Source organism: Pseudomonas sp. Tri1, from assembly GCF_017968885.1.
Lineage (GTDB): Bacteria > Pseudomonadota > Gammaproteobacteria > Pseudomonadales > Pseudomonadaceae > Aquipseudomonas.
Map to the genome: position 1 here is coordinate 4,595,222 of NZ_CP072913.1, position 21,315 is coordinate 4,616,536.

A 21,315-nucleotide genomic window follows, 5' to 3' on the forward strand; every position below is an offset into this window, starting at 1 on the left:
ATCAGGCTCTGGCAATAAAGGGGTGGGTGGTCGAGAGCGGGAGCAGGCGCTTGCGGTCGTTGACGCCAAAGACCCTAAGCATCCAGCGGTCCAGACCGTCGTAGCGCGGCGCGAAGCCATCACGCGCGTGCAGGGTCTGCTGGTTCTTGAAGATCAGCATGTCGCCAGGCTGCAGCAGTACCGAGCGGACCACGTCGGGGTGATTGGCGGCGGCGGCGAACAGTTGCAGGGCCAGTCGCGAGTGCTCGCAGTGAGCGCTGACGCTGGCCATGTTGTAGCGACAGTGCAGGCCGCCGCTGCTGGGCCGGTAGAGCAGTGGGACATGTTCCAGGACCTTGCCCTGGCGGGCGAACGAGTCCGGCCGGCGTACCGAAAAGCTCGGGCGCAGCAGCTCCTGCTCGACGAAGTCCGGCAGCATGTTGAGCACGTCGGCAATCGCGACGATCCGCGTCGGCACCGTCAGTTCGCAGCGCAAGCCGGTCAGGCTCAGGTACTCGGGGCAGGCGGACAACTGCTGCACGGCCTCGCAGCTGAGCGGCAAGTGTGGGTTGTCGACATGCATGCCCAGGTCCAGGCGCGAGCCGTAAGAACTCTTCTCGGTTTCCCGCTGCCGCTTGGGCGAGACATGGCGAAATACGCTGTCCTCGCTCTCGCCCTGGTAGCCCACCGGGCAGGTGCCGAGCACGGCGAGTACCGCCAGGATCGCCCCGGCGACCACCGGCAGTTCGGCAATATCCGGGTTGCCATCGTACGGCGTCGCCGGCAACTGCGCGTCGACCGGCAGGCCACGGATCACCAGCGCCACCTCGTCGCCGTGCTGGAAGTCACGCAGCAAGCGGAATTTTTCCGGAGCCAGCAGTTGCTCCAGGCAGCGTCCGAGGGCCGGCATCTGCCGCAGGCCGCAGGCGCTGTCGCTGATTGCGAAATGGCTGAGTTCGTTGTGAAATTTTCTGTTTTCTTCGTAGGAAAGCTGTAATTCGACCAAGGGCTGTTCTGTCGAGAGGGGGGCTTTTGGCACCAGCCATTCGTGGGTCACTTCGCCCGCAAGGGCGGTTGCTTTTCTGAGTGTTTCATCCAGCGTTGACATATCCATCGCTCCTGTTTACCTACGTCCCTGTGCTGAGAGCGGGAAGGCTAACGGAAGGGGCTTTTTTGTGTTGCAATGTCATATTGTGAAAAGTGCAATGAGGTAGTCGGTGGCACTGGATATGTTGGCTGATCTTGAAGCCTTTGCGACGGTGGCCCGCAAGCGCAGCTTTGTCGTCGCAGCCCGCAGCCTGGGGCGCTCCCCCAGCTCGCTGACCCGCGCCATTCAAGGGCTGGAAGAACGCAGCGGGGTCAAGCTGTTCAATCGCTCGGCCAATGCCGTGACGCTGACCGAGGCCGGCGAGCGGCTACTGCCCCACGCCTACAGAATGCTCGATCTGCAACGTGAGGCGGACGAGGACCTGGCCGGGCTCAGCGGCCTGGCCACCGGCTGGATCCGCTTTTCCGCACCGGAATCCTTGGCCCACACGGTGGTCCCCGGGTTGATCACCCAGTACAGCCAGCGTTATCCCGATGTCAGCGTGGATGTGATCTTCACCGATGCGGCGGTCGATCCGGTCAAGGGCAAGCTGGACTTTTCGATTCGCGGCGCCTTTCCACAATCCAGCGACCTGATCGGCTACCCGCTGTGGAGCTATTCGCGCTACCTCTACGCCAGCCCTGGCTACCTGGAGCGATGCGGGCTGCCGGCGTCCATCGAGGCGCTGGAACAGCACGCATTGATCCTGCACACGGCGCCGCGGATTCTCAAGGAATGGAATTTTCGTGGGCCGGGCCAGGCCGGCAGCTTTCGCGTGCACCCCAAGTTTCGCTTCAGCTCCGGCGCGGCGGTGTTCCAGGCTGCGCTGGCCGGTGCCGGGATTGCCCGCCTGGCCGACTGGCTGGCGGAGCCGGAAGTGGCGGCGGGACGCCTGGCGCGGGTGTTCCCCGAGTACAAGCTGACCTCCAGCACGGGTGAAGACCCGCGCATGCATGCGGTCTATCCAGCCGGCAACCTGCCATTGCGGGTCAAGAACCTGCTGGACATGATCCGCGTCTACGGAGACAGCGTCAGCCGCTCCTGAAGGCCAGCTTCGCCCTTCCCTTTATCGCCTTCTGACCTCATTACGCTGCAAGCGTTGGATGAGGATGAATACGCTGGGGGCAGGCCCTTGTCGAGCGGTCCCGTATCCAGCTTCTGCTGGCTGATGGAATGACGCTCAAAGCCGGATCGGGAGCAGCAGGTCGAGAACAGAGCTGTTCCGGGTGTTTCTCCTGGGCTTGCTCGTACAGCGCCTGACGCCGGTCCAGGATCCGATGATCCTGCCCACGGTGCCGTTCGGCCGGGGCCCCCATTGAAAAAATAGAGTGAAGCACGTCACAGACCAGGCGACCGCTCAAGTGGCCAGTGCGGAATGTTCCACACCAATGGCCATAAAACGGCAAAATAAACACCTCAGGCGATTCACTCGCGCCCTTCGTCAAAGATCAAAGCAATCAATGCGCTAGAAACAGAGCACAGGATTTCTTGGAAGAAAGAAAAATTACTAATGGAAAGCAGGAGCCTTGCAAAATGAGCACAACTGAACAAGTACAAAGCACGGGTAAATACAGCGCTAAATGGCAGGAACGCTTTGACTTCTTTGACACTTACGGCGCGCCAAACGACCCGCGCTACAAGGAAGCCGTCAAGACGCTGCCAGGCGTCAAGAAGAAAATCCTCATCAACGCCAACGTGATTGCGTTTTTCTTCGGCCCTATCTACCTGTTCGTCCTCGGCCTCTGGAAGAAAAATCTCGCCCTGCTGGGTATTTTCCTGGCGATCAATATCGCATTGAGCGTGATTTTCGCAATCCTCGGCATGGAGTTTCCCCGGCCGTTGAGTACAGGCCTGAGCATCGCCATGTCGATGATGTACGCACTCATGGCCAACTACGCCTACTACCTCAAGGAAGTGAAAGGCGAGCAAGGCTGGAACCCGTTCAAAGGCATGCGCCTCTGATTGCAGGCTAGGGTCATCAAGAGCCCGCGCCTCATCATGAGTGTGCGGGCTTGTTGTTTCTGGGGATTACATACCTGCGAAAGAAAGCAACAGCGGGTGCTCAACGATCGAAATGTTGTTTTTTTACACCATTTTCTCTCTTTCGCTCAAAATAGGAGTGAAAAAACCACAGCGCCAGGGCAAACCCAGCAAAGCCAAAAATGAAGAGAAGAACCTCTATTGCAGTACCTTCATGAGAAAACATTGTGTTCACCTCGTCCTTAAGTGGGTTGACCGAAAATCGCCACGCTCGAAATCTCTCGTAACAATCCGAACATTTTCAGGGTAGTCGCCATCAACCTGCGTGACAACCCTTAGCCCGGCATAAACCCCCGGTCTAGACGAGTCGCCGACCAATGACACCCTGCCCGGTCGGGTCAAGATATGGTTTCACAAGGGTCGATCCAGGCTATCCAGAGAGCTGAGGTGAACACCGAGGACGAATCAATCGCCGCCCCATTACAGGAGCAAATGATCACGAAACTCCCGATTCGTTGACGGGAGAGCTTCCAGCGTCACGACTGCGCCAATGACTCTTGGCCTGTTCGGATGCCGCAGTCTTTCGATTGAACGCCAACCTGCCGAGCAGGACCTTGTCGTGCCCCATGACGACGTGCATGCCCAATATCATCGTCGACAACGGTCGCTTTATGGGCTTCATTGATTGCGGTCGGCTAGGCGTCGCGGATCGATATCAGGACCTGGCCCTGGCCACCCGAAACATCGCCGAAAAGTTAGGTAACCAATGGGTAGCGCCATTTCTGCAGCGATACGCAGAGGTCGAAACCGATCAGGAGCGAATTTACTTTTATCGACTTTTGGATGAGTTCTTCTAGCATCCGGCATCCGATTGTTCCCCCGCCCCCAGCAAAGTGTTAAGTAAGCGATACATATCTGTCAGCATTTTAAACACCCGCACCAATCCCCCCTTAATCCCCTTAAAAATAATGGCAGCACACAGAAGCCCGACTATTCTGAGCCTTAGCCCCACAAAAAAAACAATGCAAAGGAACAGCAGATGAAAACACTACCATTGATAATGGCTGCGTTACTTTTACATGGCTGCAATGCAAACTGGAACAGCATATATAGAACTCATGACTTCCAGCTTCCTCAAATAGCCAAAGAAAGACAGAAATCCGTATTCATAGATATTAACCAGAGAGCAATTGTAAGCGGCAACGACACCATTTGTGCGGAACCGAGCCCTGATGCAATGCAAGCCTATGCGGCTCAACTCGCTGCGTCCGGCACTCTGAGTGATAGAGCCAGGGCGGAATTGGCAGCCGCAGTACAAACTTCGGCAGCCTACATTGGCGTCAGGTCAAAGAACATTCAGCTCTTCAGAGATGAATTCTATAGACTCTGCGAGGCGCGCATGAATGACACGCTCGATGACGCACAATATAATTTTTTCCTGGCAAGGCTCCAGCGTTACTCGGTGGCATTAGCAGCCGTGGAAGAACTGAACCAGAGTGCAATGGCTCCGGCCGTGTATCTATCGTCCTCTGGCAGCGCATCAGTCGCAGGATTAGCAGCCCAGCGGCAAGAGTTGACCGCCGTTCAGAGTGAGCTGGCGACTGCAAAAAAAGCGGTGACCGATACACCTTCTGACGCAGCCAAAGCGAAGGTAGCTGAATTAGCCGGAAAAGAAGCAGAGCTCAAGAAGGTTATCGATGAGAACAAAAACAACTCAGTCAGTGGTAAAACCTCAGGGGAAATTGGAACGCCGGTAAGGGGTACGTCCCAGATAACCGCTGACGCCACACAGAAAATCATCACAGCGGCCCTGACGACTAACGACCTTCCCTATATGTGCCTGGAGCGTTTGAACGAATATGCTAAACGAAACATGAGCCTGGATGAAAGTGACTCATGGTCTCAACTTCCCGACGGCCGTATTATTTCCAGAGGCGGACGCCCGCTGAATGAAGCCGACAGGGTCATCGTTTCATATTGCAAATCCATACTTCAAGCAGCTGGGTCCAATGCGCAGTTCTGAGTACTTGATAGGCAAGAACATCGGGGGCTCCAGTTTGCCCCCGCACTGTCTAAGTTAGCGTTTAATCACCCAAGACAACAAATCAGTACTGCCCCAGCCATGGTATTGGCTGTCCTCTGAAATAAAAGCAAAGGAATGACATCTTCCTCAAAACGGTAGAGAACAGCTCATAGCGGATCCTGGTGTAATCAAGCTTTTGAGCAACTGATTCAAGAAGCGTTGACGTTAGACACTGAATGCCGATCGGACTGCGCCGAAAGCGGAACATCAAACACCCGATCAAATCCCCATTGAAAAACCAACGAGTAAAAAAAGAAAAACACAAACAACCCCAGATTAGTCACCAACGCTAGCCACAGGCTGATGCCCAGCCACGCCCCAATCACGGGGGTAAGAATCAGCGTCAAGCCGCCTTCAAATCCCAGGGAATGCAGCAGTCGTCGCTGCCAGTTGCGATGGCGGCTGCGTTGGCGACGTTCCCACCACTCGAACAGGCCGTTGAAAAACATGTTCCAGGCCAGCGCGACAGCAGAAATAACCAATGACAGCAGGGTTGAATAGCCCATGCCCTGACCGTAGATCAGCGCCAGCGCCGGTGCGACGAACAGCACACCACCGGCTTCGTAGAGTATGGCCTGGAGAATTTTACGAGGTGCGCCTTGCATCGGAGGGCTCCTTGGTTGGGCTTGGAACCACAGCGTGGCAAGTTGAGCACCCGCGCACAATTGAGCTAAATTGAGCCACGCTCACCCTGAGTAACCTACCCGCCCATGTTCGCCAAACTGCCCCTCACCGCCTTGCGCGGCTTTGAGTCCGCCGCACGGTTGGGCAGCTTCAAGGCAGCGGCCCAGGAACTGAACGTCAGCCCGGCGGCGATCTCCCACCAGGTCAAAAGCCTTGAAGCCTTCCTTGGCGTGCGCCTGTTCGAACGCTCCAGCCAGAACGTGCGCCTGAGTGCCGACGGCGAGCGCCTTCATCCTTTCATGCACCGTGCCCTGCTTGATATTCAGCAAGGCCTGCAGACGCTGTCGCCGCCTTGTGCTGCACAGTCTCTGGTGGTGAGCACCACGCCGGCATTCGCCAGCCTGTGGCTGATACCGCGGCTCGGGGGTTTTCATCGGTTGCACCCGGACATCGACGTCAGCCTGCACAGCAGCAACGACGTGGTGGACCTGAAGCGTGACGCCAGCATCGACTTGGCGATCCGCGCCCTGTTCACGCCCGATCCACAGCTGATCGAGCAGCCTCTGCTGGACGAGTATTTTGGCGTCTATTGCCGCCCCGGCTGGCAACCACCGGCAGCAGGCTCGCCCGTCGAGCTGATCGATGTGCCGTGGCTGAGCAGCGCAAACGTTGCGGTCGACTGGCCTGCTTGGTGCGCCAAGGCTGGCACTCTGGACTGGCTGGATAACGCACGATTCAGGCGTTATGACGAAGAACAGCATGCACTGCAGGCGGCGATTGCCGGGCATGGGCTGGTGCTTGCCAGTAATGTGCTGGTGGCTGAGGCTGTTATGCGTGGGGAACTGGTGGGCTATCAGCCTGAGGTTCGCTTGGCGGGTGCGCGGTATACGGTGGTGTGTGTGCCGGGGCGGGAGCGGCAAGTGGAGGTTCGGGCTTTTAGTGAGTGGTTGCTGGGAGAAAGTAACGGCTGAAAACGATGTGATCGCGTTCGCGGGCGGATATTACTCACTGGACAGGAACCGATTGATAATCATCGAGACCGCTTGCACCGGAGAGGTTAGAGCTGTGTCTATGCGAAACGGAGCTTCGCCCCACGGCTCATACTCATGATCCAGTACCGACTGCCAGGTTGGTGGAGTCAGTCCGGGAATATCAGCGATCCTTGTTTCGACCCGGCGCTGATGTTCATCTTTTTCGGAACAAACCACCTGGATGTTTGCTAACCGGACACCAGCTTGTGAGGCGATTTCGCTCCACGCGCTTCGGCTTTCGAGGACGGGATTGACACAATCAACGATGACTGTGCGGCCCAATCGAAGATTACTCAGGGCAAGCTCATTAGCGACCATGTAACCACTGCGCCCCACATCTTGCGCAAGAGCGCCCGAGTTTCGAATCGCCTGCTCAATCGTATCGATCCGCAGGTACACGGCGCCTGTTGTAGCGGCAAGATCATTGGCGATAGTCGTTTTTCCGGTGCCTGGAAGGCCGCTGAAGACGATGAGCATTCCATGTCCTTCGATTAGTGAGCTAATCCCAGTGTAGGCAACTAGCTATGCGGCAGCAGTTGCCTGATGGTCGTTCCCTTCCCCCGAAACCGAATCCGAACAAAACTCAATCAGTAGCCTTATCAACGGCCAAACCAACCATCACAAACGGCAACAGGGCGATCACAAACACAGTCATCCCAACGGCCCCGTAGGCATCGTGGATCTTATCGCCCAGGCCTCGTTTCGACGGAGGCGCGACGATGCCCTCGGACAGGCTCAGGACATAGCGATAGGGTTCGGATTGATCAGGCCGACGGACATTGCATTCCATAGCGTTCAAGCCGACATAACGATCACCCGGCACGAGCGTACGGCTCTCCGGCCCTAAGCCGCGAGTCGCAATGTTGTGACTGGCAAAGAGCTGCTTCAACTGGACGACCTGCGCCTCAAATTCAGCCTCACATTCGGTCCGACTAGCAAAAGCACGACTCAGCTTGCGAATGAAATCTGGGCGAGTCTGACGATCGAGGAAAACCTCGTAGGCATCGCCTTGGTCATCGACGCGCTTGTAACCTCTGCCCCCCCTGCTCGACTCGCCTCCGGTAGCGGAAAGAGCCTTGAACTCATCGCGGGAAAGCGGCTGATTCAAGGTGTAGCCGTAAACTTGGGGTACTTTGAGCGGTTCCTTCACAGGTTTTGCGGCGCATCCGGTGGAGGATGACGCGATAATCGAAAGGCTCAGCGCGACACAGAGCATCCTGTTCATGACTCTTCCTTGAATTGCTTGGGGCACGCGCGCCATTGCAATATATCTCCCTTTGCCTTGGCCCGTTTGTTTGCGGCGACAACTTTAAATTAGATAGATATTTTATGGCCTGGATCCGTGATGGCGTACCTAAAACGCTTGAGGAGGTCGTCGATGAGTGGCTGCAGCGGAATCGCAATGACCATTGAACCGGCGGGCATCACGTAAAACACTCTAAATGCTCAATGAAGAACCCTGCGACTCTCCCCAATCCTGATCCTATCGAGCGCCCTGTTTAAAGCATCCAAGGCATCGAGCAGGGCTTTCGCCTCAGCCTCCCGACCATCGCCCCAGAGGCGTTCTGCCATTTTGTTCAGTGCCTGGATGGAGCGCTCAATGTCAGCAGCCGTTGCTGCTTTGTTTTCCTGAAGTTTCTTTGGCATTGATTAACCCTTCCTCGGGCGCGTTGTTTAATCAGCTTCAACGCGAATACATCGCACGGCAGAACGCTATGCAGGGTTCCATTCCCACTCGAACGCCGATGCCCCCAATCAGCGCTTCATGGACTCACACAGGGCGCGCAGATCATGATTGTCGATATTCCCGCAGCCGCTATTGCCGGTCGTGGCATTGCAGTAGGCGCGCTGGTCATGGTCGTCAATGTTGCCGCAGGAACTGTTACCCGTCTCTGCGTTGCACCGCGCACGCAAGTCATGATTATCGATGTTTCCGCAGCTGCTGCCGCTCTGCTTGGCATTGCAATAGGCGCGCTGGTCATGATCATCGATGTTGCCGCAAGAACTCCCCCCTATCTCTGCGTTACACGCCGTACGCAAATCGTGATTATCGATGTTCCCGCAACTGCTGCCGCTCTCCCTGGCATTGCAGTAGGCGCGCTGGTCATGGTCATCGATGTTGCCACAACTGGCAAAGGCGTAACCGCTGAACATCAACACCATCGCAAGAATCAATTTCATTTCATACATTCCTGGGAATGATCGTGGTTTGTCCCTTCTTCCCGGCGCGAAATCAGCCCTTACGCAGACGCCTAGGGGCAGGCAACAGCCTTTCGAGACTGCTTCTTGGTCCACAAAAGACGACCGTTGATTCTTCCATCAGTCCATGACTCGGTAACCAGAGCGCAATTGCCGCTCAGGTTCTCAACAAACGTCCTTGGATAACCTTCAGGCTCTTCGCCACCCAGACGCATCCAATTTGGATCTGGCGAGCTCACTGATTGATAAGGCATGCAGGCTACCAGTGCGGCCAGCGAGAGAGCCAAAACTACCTTTTTCATTTAAGTCCCAATCAATTGACGAGTGTCCGGGCAAAACGCGGAGTATAGATTGACTGGATGCCTTCCCAGCGCGAGCTACGACGGGGACTTGCTGCAAATGCCGCTATGGAACCCACCTCAATCGGCGGAGACCAGAAAGCTGGGGACAGGTCGCGATTTGAGTTCATGTGTAATCGGATCGCCTCATCATCGTGGTCTGCCCGCGTTTTCCTTGCATCCGTAGCCCACAAGACCATTGTCGCGAGTGACGTTGAGGAGATGGGGACAGACTCCGATTTGAACTCATGAGCACTTTCTAACCCTCTGTAATGCCACCCTGGCGATGCTCGCTCCCTGCGGGCTCGGCTCGTGAGGAAGGCACGGAAACGGCGCAAAGGGTTTAAATTGGACCAGGCCATATCCAAGCGTGCCTGCACCATCTCACTTTTCGCCTGGACGATCTGCCCTGCCAAACTTAGCGCCCTCCTTTTGAATTCCCTGTGAAGCGCCTGCTCCTCGGTCTCGTTTCCCAATGGTTTAACTTTCATCTCGGAAAATGTGAAAAGCGTTTTGTCGCTGAGCACACAAAACGTGCCGCGACATTTTTGTATAGTGCCCTGAAAGGTAAAATCGATCGAACAGAACGCATATTCGTCCATGTCTATGTAGTACAGCGGCTCACCCAGGAGGTTTCGAACTTTTCCGTCCTGATGAATCCGGCCCAAGGGCGCCCCATCGCTGCCCCGGCCTTTGAAGACCAGGTAGCGGCCGTTCGTGTAGTTGTACGGCATTAACGGTCCTCGTTCCGAATGGACATCGGAACACCTGGTTTGCCCATTCGCGGTACCCATCCATGTCCCTTTCACGTAACGCTATCAGAGAAAGGGGTAGATGCCTTGCGTTTTAAAGCTCTCCCATCTTGTGAAGCGGGCGATTTATAAGTCTCCCGCGCACAGCTGCCATAAACACTGCAAAAAAGCCCCGCAGCTGCTGCGCTTCATTCAATCGAGTCGCCACGCCCGAACCGCCATCTGGGCGAGAGAGAGGCAACAGGTTGCACATCCAGGGGCTGCAATGCACTGGTTTCCGAGGTTTGTGTAGGAATTTGCGTCTCTGCCACTCGCGGCACACGACTGAGCCTTCATAAGACATTTTCAAGACTGCAGCGGAGCCACGACTGGGTCCTCTGCAGCCCACAACCTAATTAATAAGTGAACCACACAGTTAGCTGCATGAGAGTGGCGATGGAGTCATCACCACTTTGTAGGCCACCATTCCCCAGCCAGCGATTAGGTTTAAAGAAACCAATCAGTGGGGAAACTACGATGTTCTCGGTAGCCATCCAATCCACGGAAAGATCAAGCTCTTTGCCTCCCATGTCCCCCTTATCGCGATCACTCAGTTGAGTGAATACGAAGTACTGAGCATTGAGGGACAGATCATCAGTGGGATGAAGCGATAGGAACACGTCGTTCGTTTTGTAATTATTAGTAGTAGGACCGGCATAGCCTGCCCCTACCTCACCTGGGAAACGCTTACGGTAGCCACCTGGGAAGATCGGATCCCAGTCTTTACTGAAACGCGACTGTCGGAAGCTCAGCAGGGGTTTCCAAAAGGCGTCAGCAAAGGTGTAGCCCACATCAAAGTACATCCCATTTTCGGTGCGACCTTTGTTGTTCTGAAGGGCAACTTCAAAAGCAAAATCAGCATTTTCAATTCCTAATCTACTTTCACCACGAATGCTGTAGGCCTTAAGGCTGTCGCGCTCGGCAGTAACGCCCTGGACCCATTTCTTGTTCACATCGAGGCCTTGAATGTAAGTGGTGCCGATGGTGCCGAAGTCCGTGGTGTAGTCAATATTGGTAACTGCAAATTCAGCTTCACCCTCGATACGGTTATTCGATTTGATCCACATCAGATCACCATGCAGGCCTTCATCTCCACCTAAACGCAGTACTACGGTGTTAGCAAATGCCAAACGCATCCCCAAAGTGTAAGCCCCGCCGCGGTCGAACGAACCGTATGGCAGATTGGGGTCTGGATTAAAAGCATTGCCTGGTGAGAAGCCGTCCTCTACGACCATGAAACTATCAGTTGCAGCCAACTGACGGCCAATGGATAAATCAACACCGTCTTGACCCAGCGCAGGAAACATTTCGCCTGAGCGCCAACCGATGTAGGCCTCTTCAACCGTGGTGGCATGCTCGTTACCAGCAGTAACGCCGCCGGGGTCGCCGTCACCAAAAGAGCCTGTACTGAGAAGGCTGAAACCACCGTATACCGAACCTGCAGGTATTTTATCGGTAGCACCGCTAAAGCCATACTTGATAATGCCCTCTTGCCAGTTCATTCGACTTGGGTTTCTATCAGGATCGCCCAGATAGTTTCTATTGAGGGTAAAAAAACCTACCGCCCCCATCAGTTCTGCATTCAGAAAGGTTGCACCATCATCCTCATCATACAACTTATAAGCTTGCGCCTGTTGGCAAAGCGAATAGATCAGAATGGCTGAAGCGAAAGGAATACTTCTTGCTGCGCGCATTGTGTATGTCTCTTATTATATTTTCTGTGGTTCCGCCTTGTGCACCTTGCTTCAATCCACCAGAGACGCCCAATTTCAGTCAAAAAATGATGGGTGGGCGTTTCTCATGCTGGGAATATTTCAGCCAATCAAGCTAATGTAATATCAGGCTAATTTGATATCCCAAATCGGCACTTATAGCAGCGCTGGTGGAGTTTTTAGCCCCCAATAAAGGCGCACAAAATCAGTGCATCCACCAAGGCGAATGCCTGATAACGAGCAGCAAATTAGCGTTGGAAATACCGTTCAGATTGTCGACTTTGGATACACTCTATGGGGAGTGCCCTATATCCATCAGAGATGAAAGTTCATAATAAGAATATGGTTATCGTAAGCCATCGATTGCTCGACTTGGGCGCAAGTACCGCAGATACCAATGACAGTAGCGGAACCGGCTTCAGATCGGCCTCCACTGTCTTCGGCCAAGCGAGAAGGCACTGAACTCATCGACGTGACCAAGCATGGGTACGTAGAGGAAGAGTTCTATTTGCAAGACATCGCCCCAGCCATTACCGTTGCTGGCGAAAGCCTGTTTGATGCGCCTTACTGTTTATAGCGTGTCGAGAATTCTGACGTAACGCTTCGGAGCCGACTCAACATCGGCACCGATATGACTTCATACCGAAGAAGATTTCAGCCGCCCCCAGCGCAGAGGCTATTTCCACGTTCCGATGACTTTACCGTCAGGAAAGCGCATTGCTTGGAGAGCGCCACCTCTTTTAGTTTCATCTTTCATCGGGGCCAGTTGTATATCTACCTTATCGCCGGCCTTCAGCGTGTTCGCCTTCCATCCTTGGCGCATCAGGATGTTTGGTCCGCCTGCCTCAACAGCCCAGCTTTGGGGTTGCCCCTGATCATCCACATCAACGAATACCCAGACATGCGGATTTCGATATTGAACCTCAGCTACGATACCGCTGATTTCCACCATTTTACTCATGTCAAAATCCGAGTAGGAATGATGAGCAAACGCAAAAGTAACGGGCACACCAATCAGGGCCAAACCAAGAAGTATAGATTTAATATTCAATTGACGAACCCTTCATTATTATTCGCACTCAGACCAAAGTGCACGTATTGTGGAGGCGAACTCGCTATTGTTTATTTATTAGTCGAGGGTGGACTGCTTCGCTCAGGGATATTAGTGACTTCCCGACCGGTTGTCGGATCGATTGTTTCAGTGTTGTTGTCCTCACAAATGTACTCAAGAAATTCAGTCCCCTTCGGTGCGCGCATCAAGATGATCGGATCCAATTTCCATGGCTTGGCGAGCGCCTGTGGGTCTTCAACCACGGTATCGACCTGAAGCATCCCGTCACCGTTGATGAAGATACGTTCCTTGATGGTCATAAGTGGACTATGGCCCATCGCATCTTCAGCTTGGGCAAACTCCCCTAGCGTGGTTTCCTGGCGGACGTGTTTAGTTTCTACAACCAGTACATCTCCCTCCCAGTGTCCAATTGAGCTCCCGCTAAACGTTGGTGGGACTTCTTCGGGATCGGGATGAGAGCGTCCATCCAAATAGATTCTGCGGGTCTCCTTGTAGAGCTCCTGAGACCAGTTGATCTGCTTGGGTGTTTGCAAGATCTCTACGGCGTACAGACTAGACATCATGGTCGGCATGCCGAGTAACTTGCATGTCGATTTGAACCCGACACCAAGTTTTGACAAAGCCTCGTTGCGCTTCTTGAAGCTCTCGAGGTACACGCCTTTATATTCAGGGAGGATACCGAAGAGCGGTTCCGGTGCCTCGCCAAGTGAGTCGTCCCCCTCTGATCCGGTAGCGCGACTCGATGGATCGAGTCCGGCACCAGGAGCCACCCAAAGGCCGCTGAGATCAGGTGGAGCGCTCCCTCCTGCAGCATTGGCCGACAACGAAAAAACGCTTGCTGTCACCAAAGTTGCAAGTGCTACTGCAACATAAGAAAACCGGATCTTCCTGATGTTCATAGGTTTTATCTGCGCCTTCAATGGTTTATAGAAGTAGATAGTGCGCGAAATGGCACCCATCCCTCTTTGTACCAATCCTCTGCATACGGAGTGATCAAGCTTTGACCAATGATACTGAGGGCGAAGGAACATGATTAACCCAAATCGGCATTTCGTATGCTGTTGCGATGAGGAGCCCGACTGAAAAGGACTGGAGAGTACGGAAAAGGGGATAGATTTATTTTTATGCCAGCTGATCCAAGAGAATCCATTCGATAAAAACTCTCAACGCAGCGAAACAAAAAATAAATCTGTTCCCTTCTCCATTCCGTTAGCATCAGCGCTGCCGCGAGTTCTAAAGATAATTATCTTCTGGTGTGATACTTCGTGTTCAGCACTTGAAAAGTACATTGCACCGGGTACACCACCGTTCAGCGGCGCTCCGGTTCATTGGAAAACGGAGAAGAGGATGACTTGTATCGGCAACCGTCAAAACCAGCGAGAATCTTATGAATCTACGCCGAATCTCGTCGGCTGGAACACTCATGCCCGCCCCATCGACTATCTGAAGAACCCCGCCCGACACCTTGCGGTCAATCTGTTGCCACTCACACTGCCAGCCTGTTACCCACGTGAGGTCCCGAATTTGATAGTCGCCGGTGGCGCTTTGGCATTGAGCGAGTTTCTTGTTGGAGAGGTCAAAGGCAAAAAATATGGGGCTTGGATAGCCGAGCAGCTGAGTATCGTCAAGGCTCAGACCTTCTTTTAGGTTGATGGATGCTATAAGTGCTTTTGCTCGTCTCTTGCGCCGTATCAAATGCCATATGGCGAGGCAAAAAATAGAAACAGAAGCCAGGAAGAGCTGACGTCCTTCGACTGTAAGCTTATCGGGCGAAAACTCTATCATGCCCCATAAGAGTCCTATCGTCGCAAGCCCCGATAACCAAGCGGCGGGGATCACTACACTGTTAGCGAGGCTAGCTCCGAGCGTCCTCAAACAGCTTGTCATAACTGTATCCAATATCATCTATAGAAGAGCTCGTAGGTTATCACTCACAGAGTGCTAACTTATAGGACTTTCGTTTACGCGCCGAATCTCGTAGCGCTCGTTCATGCGGCGGATGAATATAGCCCGTCGGCAGAATCCCCAGTCGCAACAAATACGCGAGGAATACTGCATCATCCTTATCGTCCGAGTGTTTCAAACCGTCATAGCGTTTCATCGCCACCGGGTTCGCCAATTTGACGTTCAAGCCCGCAGCCATAAGGCCGTCGACCAGCCAATATCAGTTGTACGTCGACTCGACCACCACGCCGCCCAACTCGTCACGGTGCAGATCGAGGAGAGCGATTATCAGCACTAGTTCATTGGGACAGCGTCAGCTCACCAGGACTCTGTCCATTTCGTCGGTAACCACGACAACACTATTGTTCGAATGCAGGTCTATGCCACAGAATTTCATCACGGCATCCTCAGCAAAAGTCTAAGTTCGCACCTTGAATTTTGCGCCACCTCTGTGAGCTGGGGAGGTCGGCCAGATGATTCTCAGATTTATTTTCTAGCTCGCTGCCAGTTGATCCAAGCGAATCCATTCGATAAAAACTCTCAGCGCAGCGAAGCAAAAAAAACCGCCCCCCCCTTTTCGCTGCTGAAACAGTACGTGGCATCTAAAATTTATCGAGGCCCGCGAAACTGATGATTTGCATCCCCACTCACGATGGATAAAAAATATTCTTTGAATGCTTCTTCAAAAACACCTGAAGTAGGAAATACACTTACAGAAATGTCAACAAAGCTGAATTGATAAATTCTATTCAACACATCACAGACTTTAATCATATATTTAGCAGGATGCTCCTCATCAAAACCCGTAGGAGTAAAACCGTCCAAATATATTTGCTGACAATCGCTTTGCAGATTACGCATCTGCATACTACTCGACAACTGCATAGCAGTTATTACCCACCGATGAATCCCTATTGAATTTTTATAACCCCCATGAGAAAAATTACCCAAAGCAGTATAAGTATTTTCCCAAGAACGCAAGCACTCCCCAGTGCCTATAATTGAGAACGGTTTAGTTAAATCTCTATTATTGGGAAAAATATCATCATAGAGCTTTGTACCATTATAGAAAACAACCCCCAAATCACGCTCAACCTGCTGAAGGAGCTCATCGAAGTGTTTTTTGTGGGAGGTCAACTCGTTGAATCTAGTCGCACTGCGACTTTGGATTGCTGCGTCCTTCGAAATTTTTGCACTTTGCCAAGCAGCTACCGCCGCAGCAAATGTTCCTATGGCAGAAACTATTCCCACAAAATCGGTCATACTTATTTTGCCAGGGATAATTTTAAAAAAAATACCTCCCGCTATAAACAGTCCAAAACTGACACACCAAACTACCCAATCAGGTCCTCGCCGCACTCAATTCCCCTCTCATTCAAAAACTTTAAAAAAGTAGCAACAAACCACAGCGTCCAGCTCTCACCTAACTCTGATCGCTACCCTCAACGCAGCGCTCTAGCGCAAGATAACGGGAGTCAAGTGCCCGCTCGACGGCGGGCTGTGCTTATTAGTTTTTGCAGACCACCTGCGTAGGCGCAGCAGGCGTCAACTTTTGGGGAATCACAATGGAAGTGCCAGGCACCGCGCTCAGCTCGAGAACCGCCAACATGCAAATAAGCGCTTGCTCGCCATCTTTGCCTGGTCTGCTATCCACCCCTACCACCGCTTCGTAGTCTTTCCCTGGCTCCAGCTTGTAAACGAGCGCCTGGCCACCACAGGACCGGTAAGAACTGCCATTGCCCGCAATGGTCGCGCCCAGGGTTGCAATTTGAAATGGCAAATCCGTCCTAACGCGATACTCGGTTACGACCTCTTTATAGGCCCCTTCCCCCATCCGAATTGCAGGGACGTACTGGATAAGACTGGGCCAAACTCTTTTCGGTATGCCAATGCTCGCCGACTTCAGGGGATACTGCGGATAATTGATGTTCGCCGTACCGTCCGACCCGAAACGTCCGGCTTCAGCCATCTTGTGCCGGGTAGCAGGAGCGCAACTGCCGATGATGCTGTCTCCATACGCATCGGAGTTCGTGATAACGCGAACACGCGCCATTCCCTCTGATTGAGTAGGCTCTTCGTATGGAACTGAAGGTATTCCAGAGCAACCAGCAAGTGCTATAGAAAGAAAAGTTAGGGAAGTGACAACCCGCATGACCATGTCCTTATGTGTGCGCCAACAAAAAAGGGCCCACCTTTCGGTGGGCCCTTCTAGACCGCCCAGCAGAGCGGATTTTGTTTGGTAGGCGCGATTGGACTCGAACCAACGACCCCCACCATGTCAAGGTGGTGCTCTAACCAACTGAGCTACGTGCCTGCTGTGAGGCGGCATTCTACGGAATTCCGGAGGGGTGTCAACACCTTTTTTTCACCTAACCCTATGAATATGCAAAATATTTAATTTCGCCAATGCGACGAAGATTTTGCGGTGGCTGGCGGCCAATTTTTATCTCGGGTAGGATCGGCGCATTCGTAAAAAATATAAAACAGAGGTTGCAGAATGGCGAACACATCCTATCCAGCGTCCTATTACGCCGCGTCGGCCAACCCGGTTCCTCCGCGCCCTGCCTTGCAGGATGACGTCGAGACGGATGTTTGCGTGATCGGCGCTGGTTACACCGGCCTGTCTTCTGCGCTGTTTTTGCTGGAAAACGGTTTCAAGGTGACGGTGCTTGAAGCGGCGAAGGTCGGCTTTGGGGCTTCGGGTCGCAACGGCGGGCAGATCGTTAACAGTTACAGCCGCGACATTGATGTGATCGAGCGTAGCGTTGGCCCTCAACAGGCGCAGCTGCTGGGCAATATGGCGTTCGAGGGTGGACGGATTATTCGCGAGCGGGTGGCGAAGTATCAGATTCAGTGTGATTTGAAGGACGGTGGCGTATTCGCGGCCATCACTGCCAAGCAAATGGGCCATTTGGAGTCGCAGAAGCGTTTATGGGAGCGTTTCGGGCATACCCAGCTGGAGCTGCTGGATCAGCGCCGTATACGCGAGGTGGTGGCTTGCGAGGAGTATGTGGGCGGGATGCTGGACATGAGCGGCGGGCATATTCATCCGCTCAACCTGGCCTTGGGTGAAGCGGCGGCCGTGGAGTCCCTTGGCGGGGTGATTTATGAACAGTCGCCGGCGGTGCGCATCGAGCGCGGTGCCAGCCCGGTTGTGCATACGCCGCAGGGCAAGGTCAGGGCCAAGTTCATTATCGTGGCCGGCAATGCTTACCTGGGTAATCTGGTGCCAGAGCTGGCGGCCAAATCCATGCCTTGCGGTACCCAGGTGATCGCCACCGAGCCGTTGGGCGATGAGCTGGCTCATAGCCTGCTGCCCCAGGATTACTGCGTGGAAGACTGCAACTACCTGCTCGACTACTACCGACTGACGGGGGACAAGCGTCTGATCTTCGGCGGTGGCGTGGTGTATGGCGCGCGGGATCCGGCGAATATTGAAGCGATCATTCGCCCGAAGATGCTCAAGGCATTTCCGCAGCTCAAGGACGTGAAGATCGATTACGCCTGGACCGGAAATTTCCTGCTGACGCTGTCGCGTCTTCCGCAGGTCGGGCGCCTGGGGGATAACATTTATTATTCCCAGGGCTGCAGCGGTCATGGCGTGACGTATACGCATTTGGCAGGCAAGGTTCTGGCTGAGGCGCTGCGTGGTCAGGCTGAGCGTTTTGATGCGTTTGCCGACCTGCCGCACTACCCCTTCCCCGGCGGTCAGTTGTTGCGCACGCCGTTCGCGGCGATGGGGGCTTGGTATTACGGGTTGCGGGATAAATTGGGGTTCTGAGAACAACAACACATCGCCAAAGGGCTGCTTCGCAGCCCTGCGGGGCGGTGCGACGTTTCGCTAAATCCCCTCGCCACAGCAAGCTCCCTCGCCAGGGGCTTTTCCAATCTTTCAAATCCCGAAAACAAAAAACCCCGGTCTTTCGACCAGGGTCTTTGCTATCGACTAGAAGTAGCTTTGCAGCTTTCTTCCTAGCTTCAAGGCGTTCAGTGGGCCTCGAAGCAGATATGGCGCAGCGGACGGGACTCGAACCCGCGACCCCCGGCGTGACAGGCCGGTATTCTAACCGACTGAACTACCGCTGCGTATCGCTATGGACTTGCGTCCAGTTAACTCGTCTGACCTAAACCCTTGGGTTTGGATCTCGAACCAGGCGAACCTGCTTCGGAAAATATGGCGCAGCGGACGGGACTCGAACCCGCGACCCCCGGCGTGACAGGCCGGTATTCTAACCGACTGAACTACCGCTGCGCGTCGGTGGAGGCTTTTGACAGCTTCCATCTTGCTTTCGCAAGACTCTCGTAAAACATGGTGGGTGATGACGGGATCGAACCGCCGACATTCTGCTTGTAAGGCAGACGCTCTCCCAGCTGAGCTAATCACCCTTTGCTTCGTTGAGGCCGCGAAATTTACGCAGGTACCGAAGCTAAGTCAATAGCAGGGTTGGATTTTTTTCAAAAACAGTTTCAAACGGCACCCGCAACCGCACTCACTTATAAATCATTTTCTTGGTCATGCCGCCGTCCACCACAAACTCCTGGCCCGTGACGAAACCGGCGTTGCGCGACAACAGCCACGCTACCATCGCCGCCACGTCCTCTACCGTGCCGACCCTGCCCGCCGGATGCTGGGCGTGATCGGCGTCGGTCAGCGGCTGCGCACGCCGCACGGACGGATCCCGGGCGTCGATCCAACCAGGGCTGACAGCATTGACCCGGATCTCCGGCCCGAGGCTGATCGCCAAGGCGTGAGTCAGGGCCAACAAGCCACCCTTGCTCGCCGCATAGGCCTCGGTGTCGGGTTCCGATTGCGCGGCACGGGTCGAGGCCAGGTTGACGATGGCGCCGTTGTGGGCGCGCAGGTAGGGCGCACAGTGCTTGGCCAGCAGCATCGGCCCGCCCAGGTTCACCGCCAGGACGCGATTCCAGTAAGCCAGGTCCAGGCTTTCCAGGGTGATGTTGTGCGGGTCGGCGATGGCCGCGTTGCACACCAGCGCATCAAGACGCCCGAACTGCCCAAGCACTTCGGCAATGCAGGTGGCGACTTGTGACTCGTCCGCCACGTCCATGGCGATGAACCAGGCGTTATCACCCAACGTCTTCGTAACCTTGGAACCGCGCTCACGATCCAGGTCGGTCAGCACCACCTGCCAGCCTTCACAGATCAACCAGGCGGCGATGCCCAGGCCGATGCCGCGTGCAGCGCCCGTAACCAGTGCTACCCGGCCATGAGTGCCGCTCGGCGGCGTTGCCAGCTCGATCACAAGGCCGCCAACCCGCGAGCCAGATCAGTTTGCAGGTCGGCCACGTCTTCCAGGCCGACCGCGACACGGATCAGGCTGTCGCGGATGCCCGCCGCTTCACGCTCCTGGGGCGACAGACGGCCGTGGGAGGTGGTGCTCGGATGGGTGATGGTGGTTTTGCTGTCACCCAGGTTGGCGGTGATGGAGATCAGCCGGGTCGCGTCGATGAAGCGCCAGGCGCCCTCCTTGCCCCCCTTGACCTCGAAGCTCACCACCGCACCGAAACCACGCTGCTGACGCGCAGCCAGGTCATGCTGCGGATGGCTCTTGAGGCCGGCGTAATGCACTTTCTCGATGCCGTCCTGCTGCTCCAGCCACTCAGCCAGAACCTGGGCGTTGGCGCAATGGGCTTTCATGCGCAGGCCCAGGGTTTCCAGGCCCTTGAGGAAGATCCAGGCGTTGAATGGGCTGAGGGTCGGCCCGGCGGTACGCAAGAAGCCCACCACCTCTTTCATCTGTTCGCTACGACCGGCCACCACGCCGCCCATGCAACGGCCCTGGCCATCGATGAACTTGGTCGCCGAATGCACCACCACGTCCGCACCCAGCTTCAGCGGCTGTTGCAGCGCCGGAGTGCAGAAGCAGTTATCGACCACCAGCATGGCGCCCTTGGCGTGGGCGATTTCCGCCAGCGCGGCGATATCCACCAGCTCGGCCAGGGGGTTGGAGGGCGATTCGACGAACAGCAGCTTGGTATTGGCCTTGATGGCGCCGTCCCAACCGGACAAGTCCGCCAGAGGCACGTAATCGACGTCCACACCGAAGCGCTTGAAGTACTTCTCGAACAGGCTGATGGTCGAGCCGAAGACGCTACGCGAAACCAGCACATGGTCACCGGCGCTGCACAGGCTCATCACCACGGCCATGATTGCCGCCATGCCGGTGGCAGTGGCCACGGCTTGCTCGGCGCCTTCCAGGGCGGCAATGCGCTCCTCGAAAGCCCGCACGGTCGGGTTGGTGTAGCGCGAGTAAACGTTGCCCGGCACTTCACCGGCAAACCGTGCCGCCGCATCGGCAGCGGTGCGGAACACGTAGCTGGAGGTGAAGAACATCGGTTCGCCATGTTCGGCTTCCGGTGTACGGTGCTGACCAGCGCGAACCGCCAGGGTATCGAACGCTACGCCTTCAAGGTCGCTGTCCAGCCGACCGGCATCCCAATCCTGACTCATGCT

At 54.9% G+C, this 21,315-nt stretch carries 21 protein-coding genes, 4 tRNA genes and 2 pseudogenes; 8 read left to right on the plus strand and 19 right to left on the minus strand.

Annotation, left to right across the window (positions count from 1 at the left end):
* Position 1: 1 nt before the first annotated feature.
* Positions 2–1,087, minus strand: a complete 1,086-nt coding sequence (locus tag J9870_RS19730; RefSeq protein WP_210639612.1) for a TauD/TfdA family dioxygenase — start codon at positions 1,085–1,087, stop codon at positions 2–4.
* 109 nt (positions 1,088–1,196) lie between these two features.
* Here J9870_RS19730 and J9870_RS19735 point away from each other — a divergent pair, with 109 nt between their 5' ends.
* Both J9870_RS19735 and J9870_RS19740 read left to right on the plus strand, forming a co-directional pair.
* Positions 1,197–2,111, plus strand: coding sequence for a LysR family transcriptional regulator (locus tag J9870_RS19735; RefSeq protein ID WP_210639613.1), 915 nt, complete (start codon positions 1,197–1,199; stop codon positions 2,109–2,111).
* A gap of 488 nt (positions 2,112–2,599) precedes the next feature.
* Entirely contained in the window at positions 2,600–3,028 is a 429-nt protein-coding gene (locus J9870_RS19740; RefSeq protein ID WP_210639614.1) for a DUF2628 domain-containing protein, read from the plus strand.
* A gap of 100 nt (positions 3,029–3,128) precedes the next feature.
* On the opposite strand, the gene J9870_RS19745 is transcribed toward J9870_RS19740, so the two are convergent.
* Complete coding sequence (locus J9870_RS19745; RefSeq protein WP_210639615.1) at positions 3,129–3,272, minus strand: hypothetical protein; 144 nt, start codon at positions 3,270–3,272, stop codon at positions 3,129–3,131.
* Positions 3,273–3,653: 381 nt separating this feature from the next.
* On the opposite strand from J9870_RS19745, the pseudogene J9870_RS19750 reads away from it, so the two are divergent.
* A pseudogene (locus tag J9870_RS19750) lies at positions 3,654–3,903 on the plus strand (phosphotransferase); the annotation flags it as partial.
* A 182-nt stretch (positions 3,904–4,085) separates the two neighbouring features.
* Entirely contained in the window at positions 4,086–5,069 is a 984-nt protein-coding gene (locus tag J9870_RS19755; protein ID WP_210639616.1) for a hypothetical protein, read from the plus strand.
* A gap of 209 nt (positions 5,070–5,278) precedes the next feature.
* On the opposite strand, the gene J9870_RS19760 is transcribed toward J9870_RS19755, so the two are convergent.
* On the minus strand, positions 5,279–5,734 hold the full coding sequence (locus J9870_RS19760; protein WP_210639617.1) for a PACE efflux transporter: 456 nt from the start codon (positions 5,732–5,734) through the stop codon (positions 5,279–5,281).
* 105 nt (positions 5,735–5,839) lie between these two features.
* Here J9870_RS19760 and J9870_RS19765 point away from each other — a divergent pair, with 105 nt between their 5' ends.
* Positions 5,840–6,724: a LysR substrate-binding domain-containing protein gene (locus J9870_RS19765; protein ID WP_210639618.1), complete on the plus strand. Its 885-nt coding sequence runs from the start codon at positions 5,840–5,842 to the stop codon at positions 6,722–6,724.
* A gap of 30 nt (positions 6,725–6,754) precedes the next feature.
* Here the strand turns inward: J9870_RS19765 and J9870_RS19770 are convergent, their stop codons facing one another.
* Together J9870_RS19770 and J9870_RS19775 are read right to left on the minus strand one after the other, a co-directional pair.
* Entirely contained in the window at positions 6,755–7,261 is a 507-nt protein-coding gene (locus tag J9870_RS19770; protein WP_210639619.1) for an AAA family ATPase, read from the minus strand.
* Between the two features lie 106 nt (positions 7,262–7,367).
* A complete protein-coding gene (locus J9870_RS19775; protein ID WP_210639620.1) occupies positions 7,368–8,009 on the minus strand; it encodes a hypothetical protein in 642 nt (213 codons plus the stop codon).
* Between the two features lie 71 nt (positions 8,010–8,080).
* Here J9870_RS19775 and J9870_RS29590 point away from each other — a divergent pair.
* Positions 8,081–8,197, plus strand: a pseudogene (locus J9870_RS29590) (DUF6434 domain-containing protein); the annotation flags it as partial.
* Between the two features lie 33 nt (positions 8,198–8,230).
* Here J9870_RS29590 and J9870_RS19780 read toward each other — a convergent pair.
* The 6 genes from J9870_RS19780 to J9870_RS19805 all read right to left on the minus strand — a co-directional run bounded on the left by J9870_RS19780 (position 8,231) and on the right by J9870_RS19805 (position 13,855).
* Positions 8,231–8,431: a hypothetical protein gene (locus J9870_RS19780; protein WP_210639621.1), complete on the minus strand. Its 201-nt coding sequence runs from the start codon at positions 8,429–8,431 to the stop codon at positions 8,231–8,233.
* A gap of 108 nt (positions 8,432–8,539) precedes the next feature.
* Positions 8,540–8,965 carry a hypothetical protein gene (locus J9870_RS29595; RefSeq protein WP_246883037.1) on the minus strand — a complete coding sequence of 142 codons (426 nt, stop codon included), beginning with the start codon at positions 8,963–8,965 and terminating at the stop codon, positions 8,540–8,542.
* Between the two features lie 331 nt (positions 8,966–9,296).
* The gene (locus tag J9870_RS19790) at positions 9,297–10,055 is read right to left on the minus strand and encodes a hypothetical protein (protein WP_210639623.1); all 759 of its coding nucleotides are present in this window, start codon (positions 10,053–10,055) and stop codon (positions 9,297–9,299) included.
* A 413-nt stretch (positions 10,056–10,468) separates the two neighbouring features.
* Positions 10,469–11,806 (minus strand): hypothetical protein, encoded by a 1,338-nt coding sequence (locus tag J9870_RS19795; RefSeq protein ID WP_210639624.1) that lies wholly within the window; start codon positions 11,804–11,806, stop codon positions 10,469–10,471.
* Positions 11,807–12,500: 694 nt separating this feature from the next.
* A complete protein-coding gene (locus J9870_RS19800; RefSeq protein ID WP_210639625.1) occupies positions 12,501–12,875 on the minus strand; it encodes a DUF6152 family protein in 375 nt (124 codons plus the stop codon).
* Positions 12,876–12,946: 71 nt separating this feature from the next.
* Positions 12,947–13,855 (minus strand): hypothetical protein, encoded by a 909-nt coding sequence (locus J9870_RS19805; protein WP_210639626.1) that lies wholly within the window; start codon positions 13,853–13,855, stop codon positions 12,947–12,949.
* A 388-nt stretch (positions 13,856–14,243) separates the two neighbouring features.
* Here J9870_RS19805 and J9870_RS19810 point away from each other — a divergent pair, with 388 nt between their 5' ends.
* Complete coding sequence (locus J9870_RS19810; RefSeq protein WP_210639627.1) at positions 14,244–14,543, plus strand: hypothetical protein; 300 nt, start codon at positions 14,244–14,246, stop codon at positions 14,541–14,543.
* A gap of 906 nt (positions 14,544–15,449) precedes the next feature.
* On the opposite strand, the gene J9870_RS19815 is transcribed toward J9870_RS19810, so the two are convergent.
* The 3 genes from J9870_RS19815 to J9870_RS19825 form a co-directional block, all read right to left on the minus strand.
* Positions 15,450–16,103: a hypothetical protein gene (locus tag J9870_RS19815; protein ID WP_210639628.1), complete on the minus strand. Its 654-nt coding sequence runs from the start codon at positions 16,101–16,103 to the stop codon at positions 15,450–15,452.
* Between the two features lie 244 nt (positions 16,104–16,347).
* Positions 16,348–16,992, minus strand: coding sequence for a hypothetical protein (locus J9870_RS19820; protein ID WP_210639629.1), 645 nt, complete (start codon positions 16,990–16,992; stop codon positions 16,348–16,350).
* 85 nt (positions 16,993–17,077) lie between these two features.
* Positions 17,078–17,154 (minus strand) — tRNA-Val (locus tag J9870_RS19825).
* A 183-nt stretch (positions 17,155–17,337) separates the two neighbouring features.
* On the opposite strand from J9870_RS19825, the gene J9870_RS19830 reads away from it, so the two are divergent.
* Positions 17,338–18,621, plus strand: coding sequence for an FAD-binding oxidoreductase (locus tag J9870_RS19830; protein ID WP_210639630.1), 1,284 nt, complete (start codon positions 17,338–17,340; stop codon positions 18,619–18,621).
* Positions 18,622–18,849: 228 nt separating this feature from the next.
* On the opposite strand, the gene J9870_RS19835 is transcribed toward J9870_RS19830, so the two are convergent.
* The 5 genes from J9870_RS19835 to J9870_RS19855 form a co-directional block, all read right to left on the minus strand.
* Positions 18,850–18,926 (minus strand) — tRNA-Asp (locus J9870_RS19835).
* A gap of 89 nt (positions 18,927–19,015) precedes the next feature.
* Positions 19,016–19,092, minus strand: a tRNA-Asp gene (locus J9870_RS19840).
* A gap of 58 nt (positions 19,093–19,150) precedes the next feature.
* A tRNA-Val gene (locus tag J9870_RS19845) sits at positions 19,151–19,226 on the minus strand.
* Between the two features lie 104 nt (positions 19,227–19,330).
* A complete protein-coding gene (locus J9870_RS19850) occupies positions 19,331–20,104 on the minus strand; it encodes an SDR family oxidoreductase (RefSeq protein ID WP_210639631.1) in 774 nt (257 codons plus the stop codon).
* Positions 20,101–21,312, minus strand: a complete 1,212-nt coding sequence (locus J9870_RS19855) for an O-succinylhomoserine sulfhydrylase (protein ID WP_210639632.1) — start codon at positions 21,310–21,312, stop codon at positions 20,101–20,103. The genes J9870_RS19850 and J9870_RS19855 overlap by 4 nt, the downstream gene beginning before the upstream one ends.
* Between the last annotated feature and the right edge of the window lie 3 nt (positions 21,313–21,315).

Excerpts from the sequence above, each read along its gene's own strand:
- J9870_RS19730 (WP_210639612.1), bottom strand. The coding sequence starts at position 1,087 with ATGTCAACGCTGGATGAAACACTCAGAAAAGCAACCGCCCTTGCGGGC.
- J9870_RS19740 (WP_210639614.1), top strand. The coding sequence starts at position 2,600 with ATGAGCACAACTGAACAAGTACAAAGCACGGGTAAATACAGCGCTAAA.
- J9870_RS19745 (WP_210639615.1), bottom strand. The coding sequence starts at position 3,272 with ATGTTTTCTCATGAAGGTACTGCAATAGAGGTTCTTCTCTTCATTTTT.
- J9870_RS19755 (WP_210639616.1), top strand. The coding sequence starts at position 4,086 with ATGAAAACACTACCATTGATAATGGCTGCGTTACTTTTACATGGCTGC.
- J9870_RS19760 (WP_210639617.1), bottom strand. The coding sequence starts at position 5,734 with ATGCAAGGCGCACCTCGTAAAATTCTCCAGGCCATACTCTACGAAGCC.
- J9870_RS19765 (WP_210639618.1), top strand. The coding sequence starts at position 5,840 with ATGTTCGCCAAACTGCCCCTCACCGCCTTGCGCGGCTTTGAGTCCGCC.
- J9870_RS19770 (WP_210639619.1), bottom strand. The coding sequence starts at position 7,261 with ATGCTCATCGTCTTCAGCGGCCTTCCAGGCACCGGAAAAACGACTATC.
- J9870_RS19775 (WP_210639620.1), bottom strand. The coding sequence starts at position 8,009 with ATGAACAGGATGCTCTGTGTCGCGCTGAGCCTTTCGATTATCGCGTCA.
- J9870_RS19780 (WP_210639621.1), bottom strand. The coding sequence starts at position 8,431 with ATGCCAAAGAAACTTCAGGAAAACAAAGCAGCAACGGCTGCTGACATT.
- J9870_RS29595 (WP_246883037.1), bottom strand. The coding sequence starts at position 8,965 with ATGAAATTGATTCTTGCGATGGTGTTGATGTTCAGCGGTTACGCCTTT.
- J9870_RS19790 (WP_210639623.1), bottom strand. The coding sequence starts at position 10,055 with ATGCCGTACAACTACACGAACGGCCGCTACCTGGTCTTCAAAGGCCGG.
- J9870_RS19795 (WP_210639624.1), bottom strand. The coding sequence starts at position 11,806 with ATGCGCGCAGCAAGAAGTATTCCTTTCGCTTCAGCCATTCTGATCTAT.
- J9870_RS19805 (WP_210639626.1), bottom strand. The coding sequence starts at position 13,855 with ATGGGTGCCATTTCGCGCACTATCTACTTCTATAAACCATTGAAGGCG.
- J9870_RS19810 (WP_210639627.1), top strand. The coding sequence starts at position 14,244 with ATGACTTGTATCGGCAACCGTCAAAACCAGCGAGAATCTTATGAATCT.
- J9870_RS19815 (WP_210639628.1), bottom strand. The coding sequence starts at position 16,103 with ATGACCGATTTTGTGGGAATAGTTTCTGCCATAGGAACATTTGCTGCG.
- J9870_RS19820 (WP_210639629.1), bottom strand. The coding sequence starts at position 16,992 with ATGCGGGTTGTCACTTCCCTAACTTTTCTTTCTATAGCACTTGCTGGT.
- J9870_RS19830 (WP_210639630.1), top strand. The coding sequence starts at position 17,338 with ATGGCGAACACATCCTATCCAGCGTCCTATTACGCCGCGTCGGCCAAC.
- J9870_RS19855 (WP_210639632.1), bottom strand. The coding sequence starts at position 21,312 with ATGAGTCAGGATTGGGATGCCGGTCGGCTGGACAGCGACCTTGAAGGC.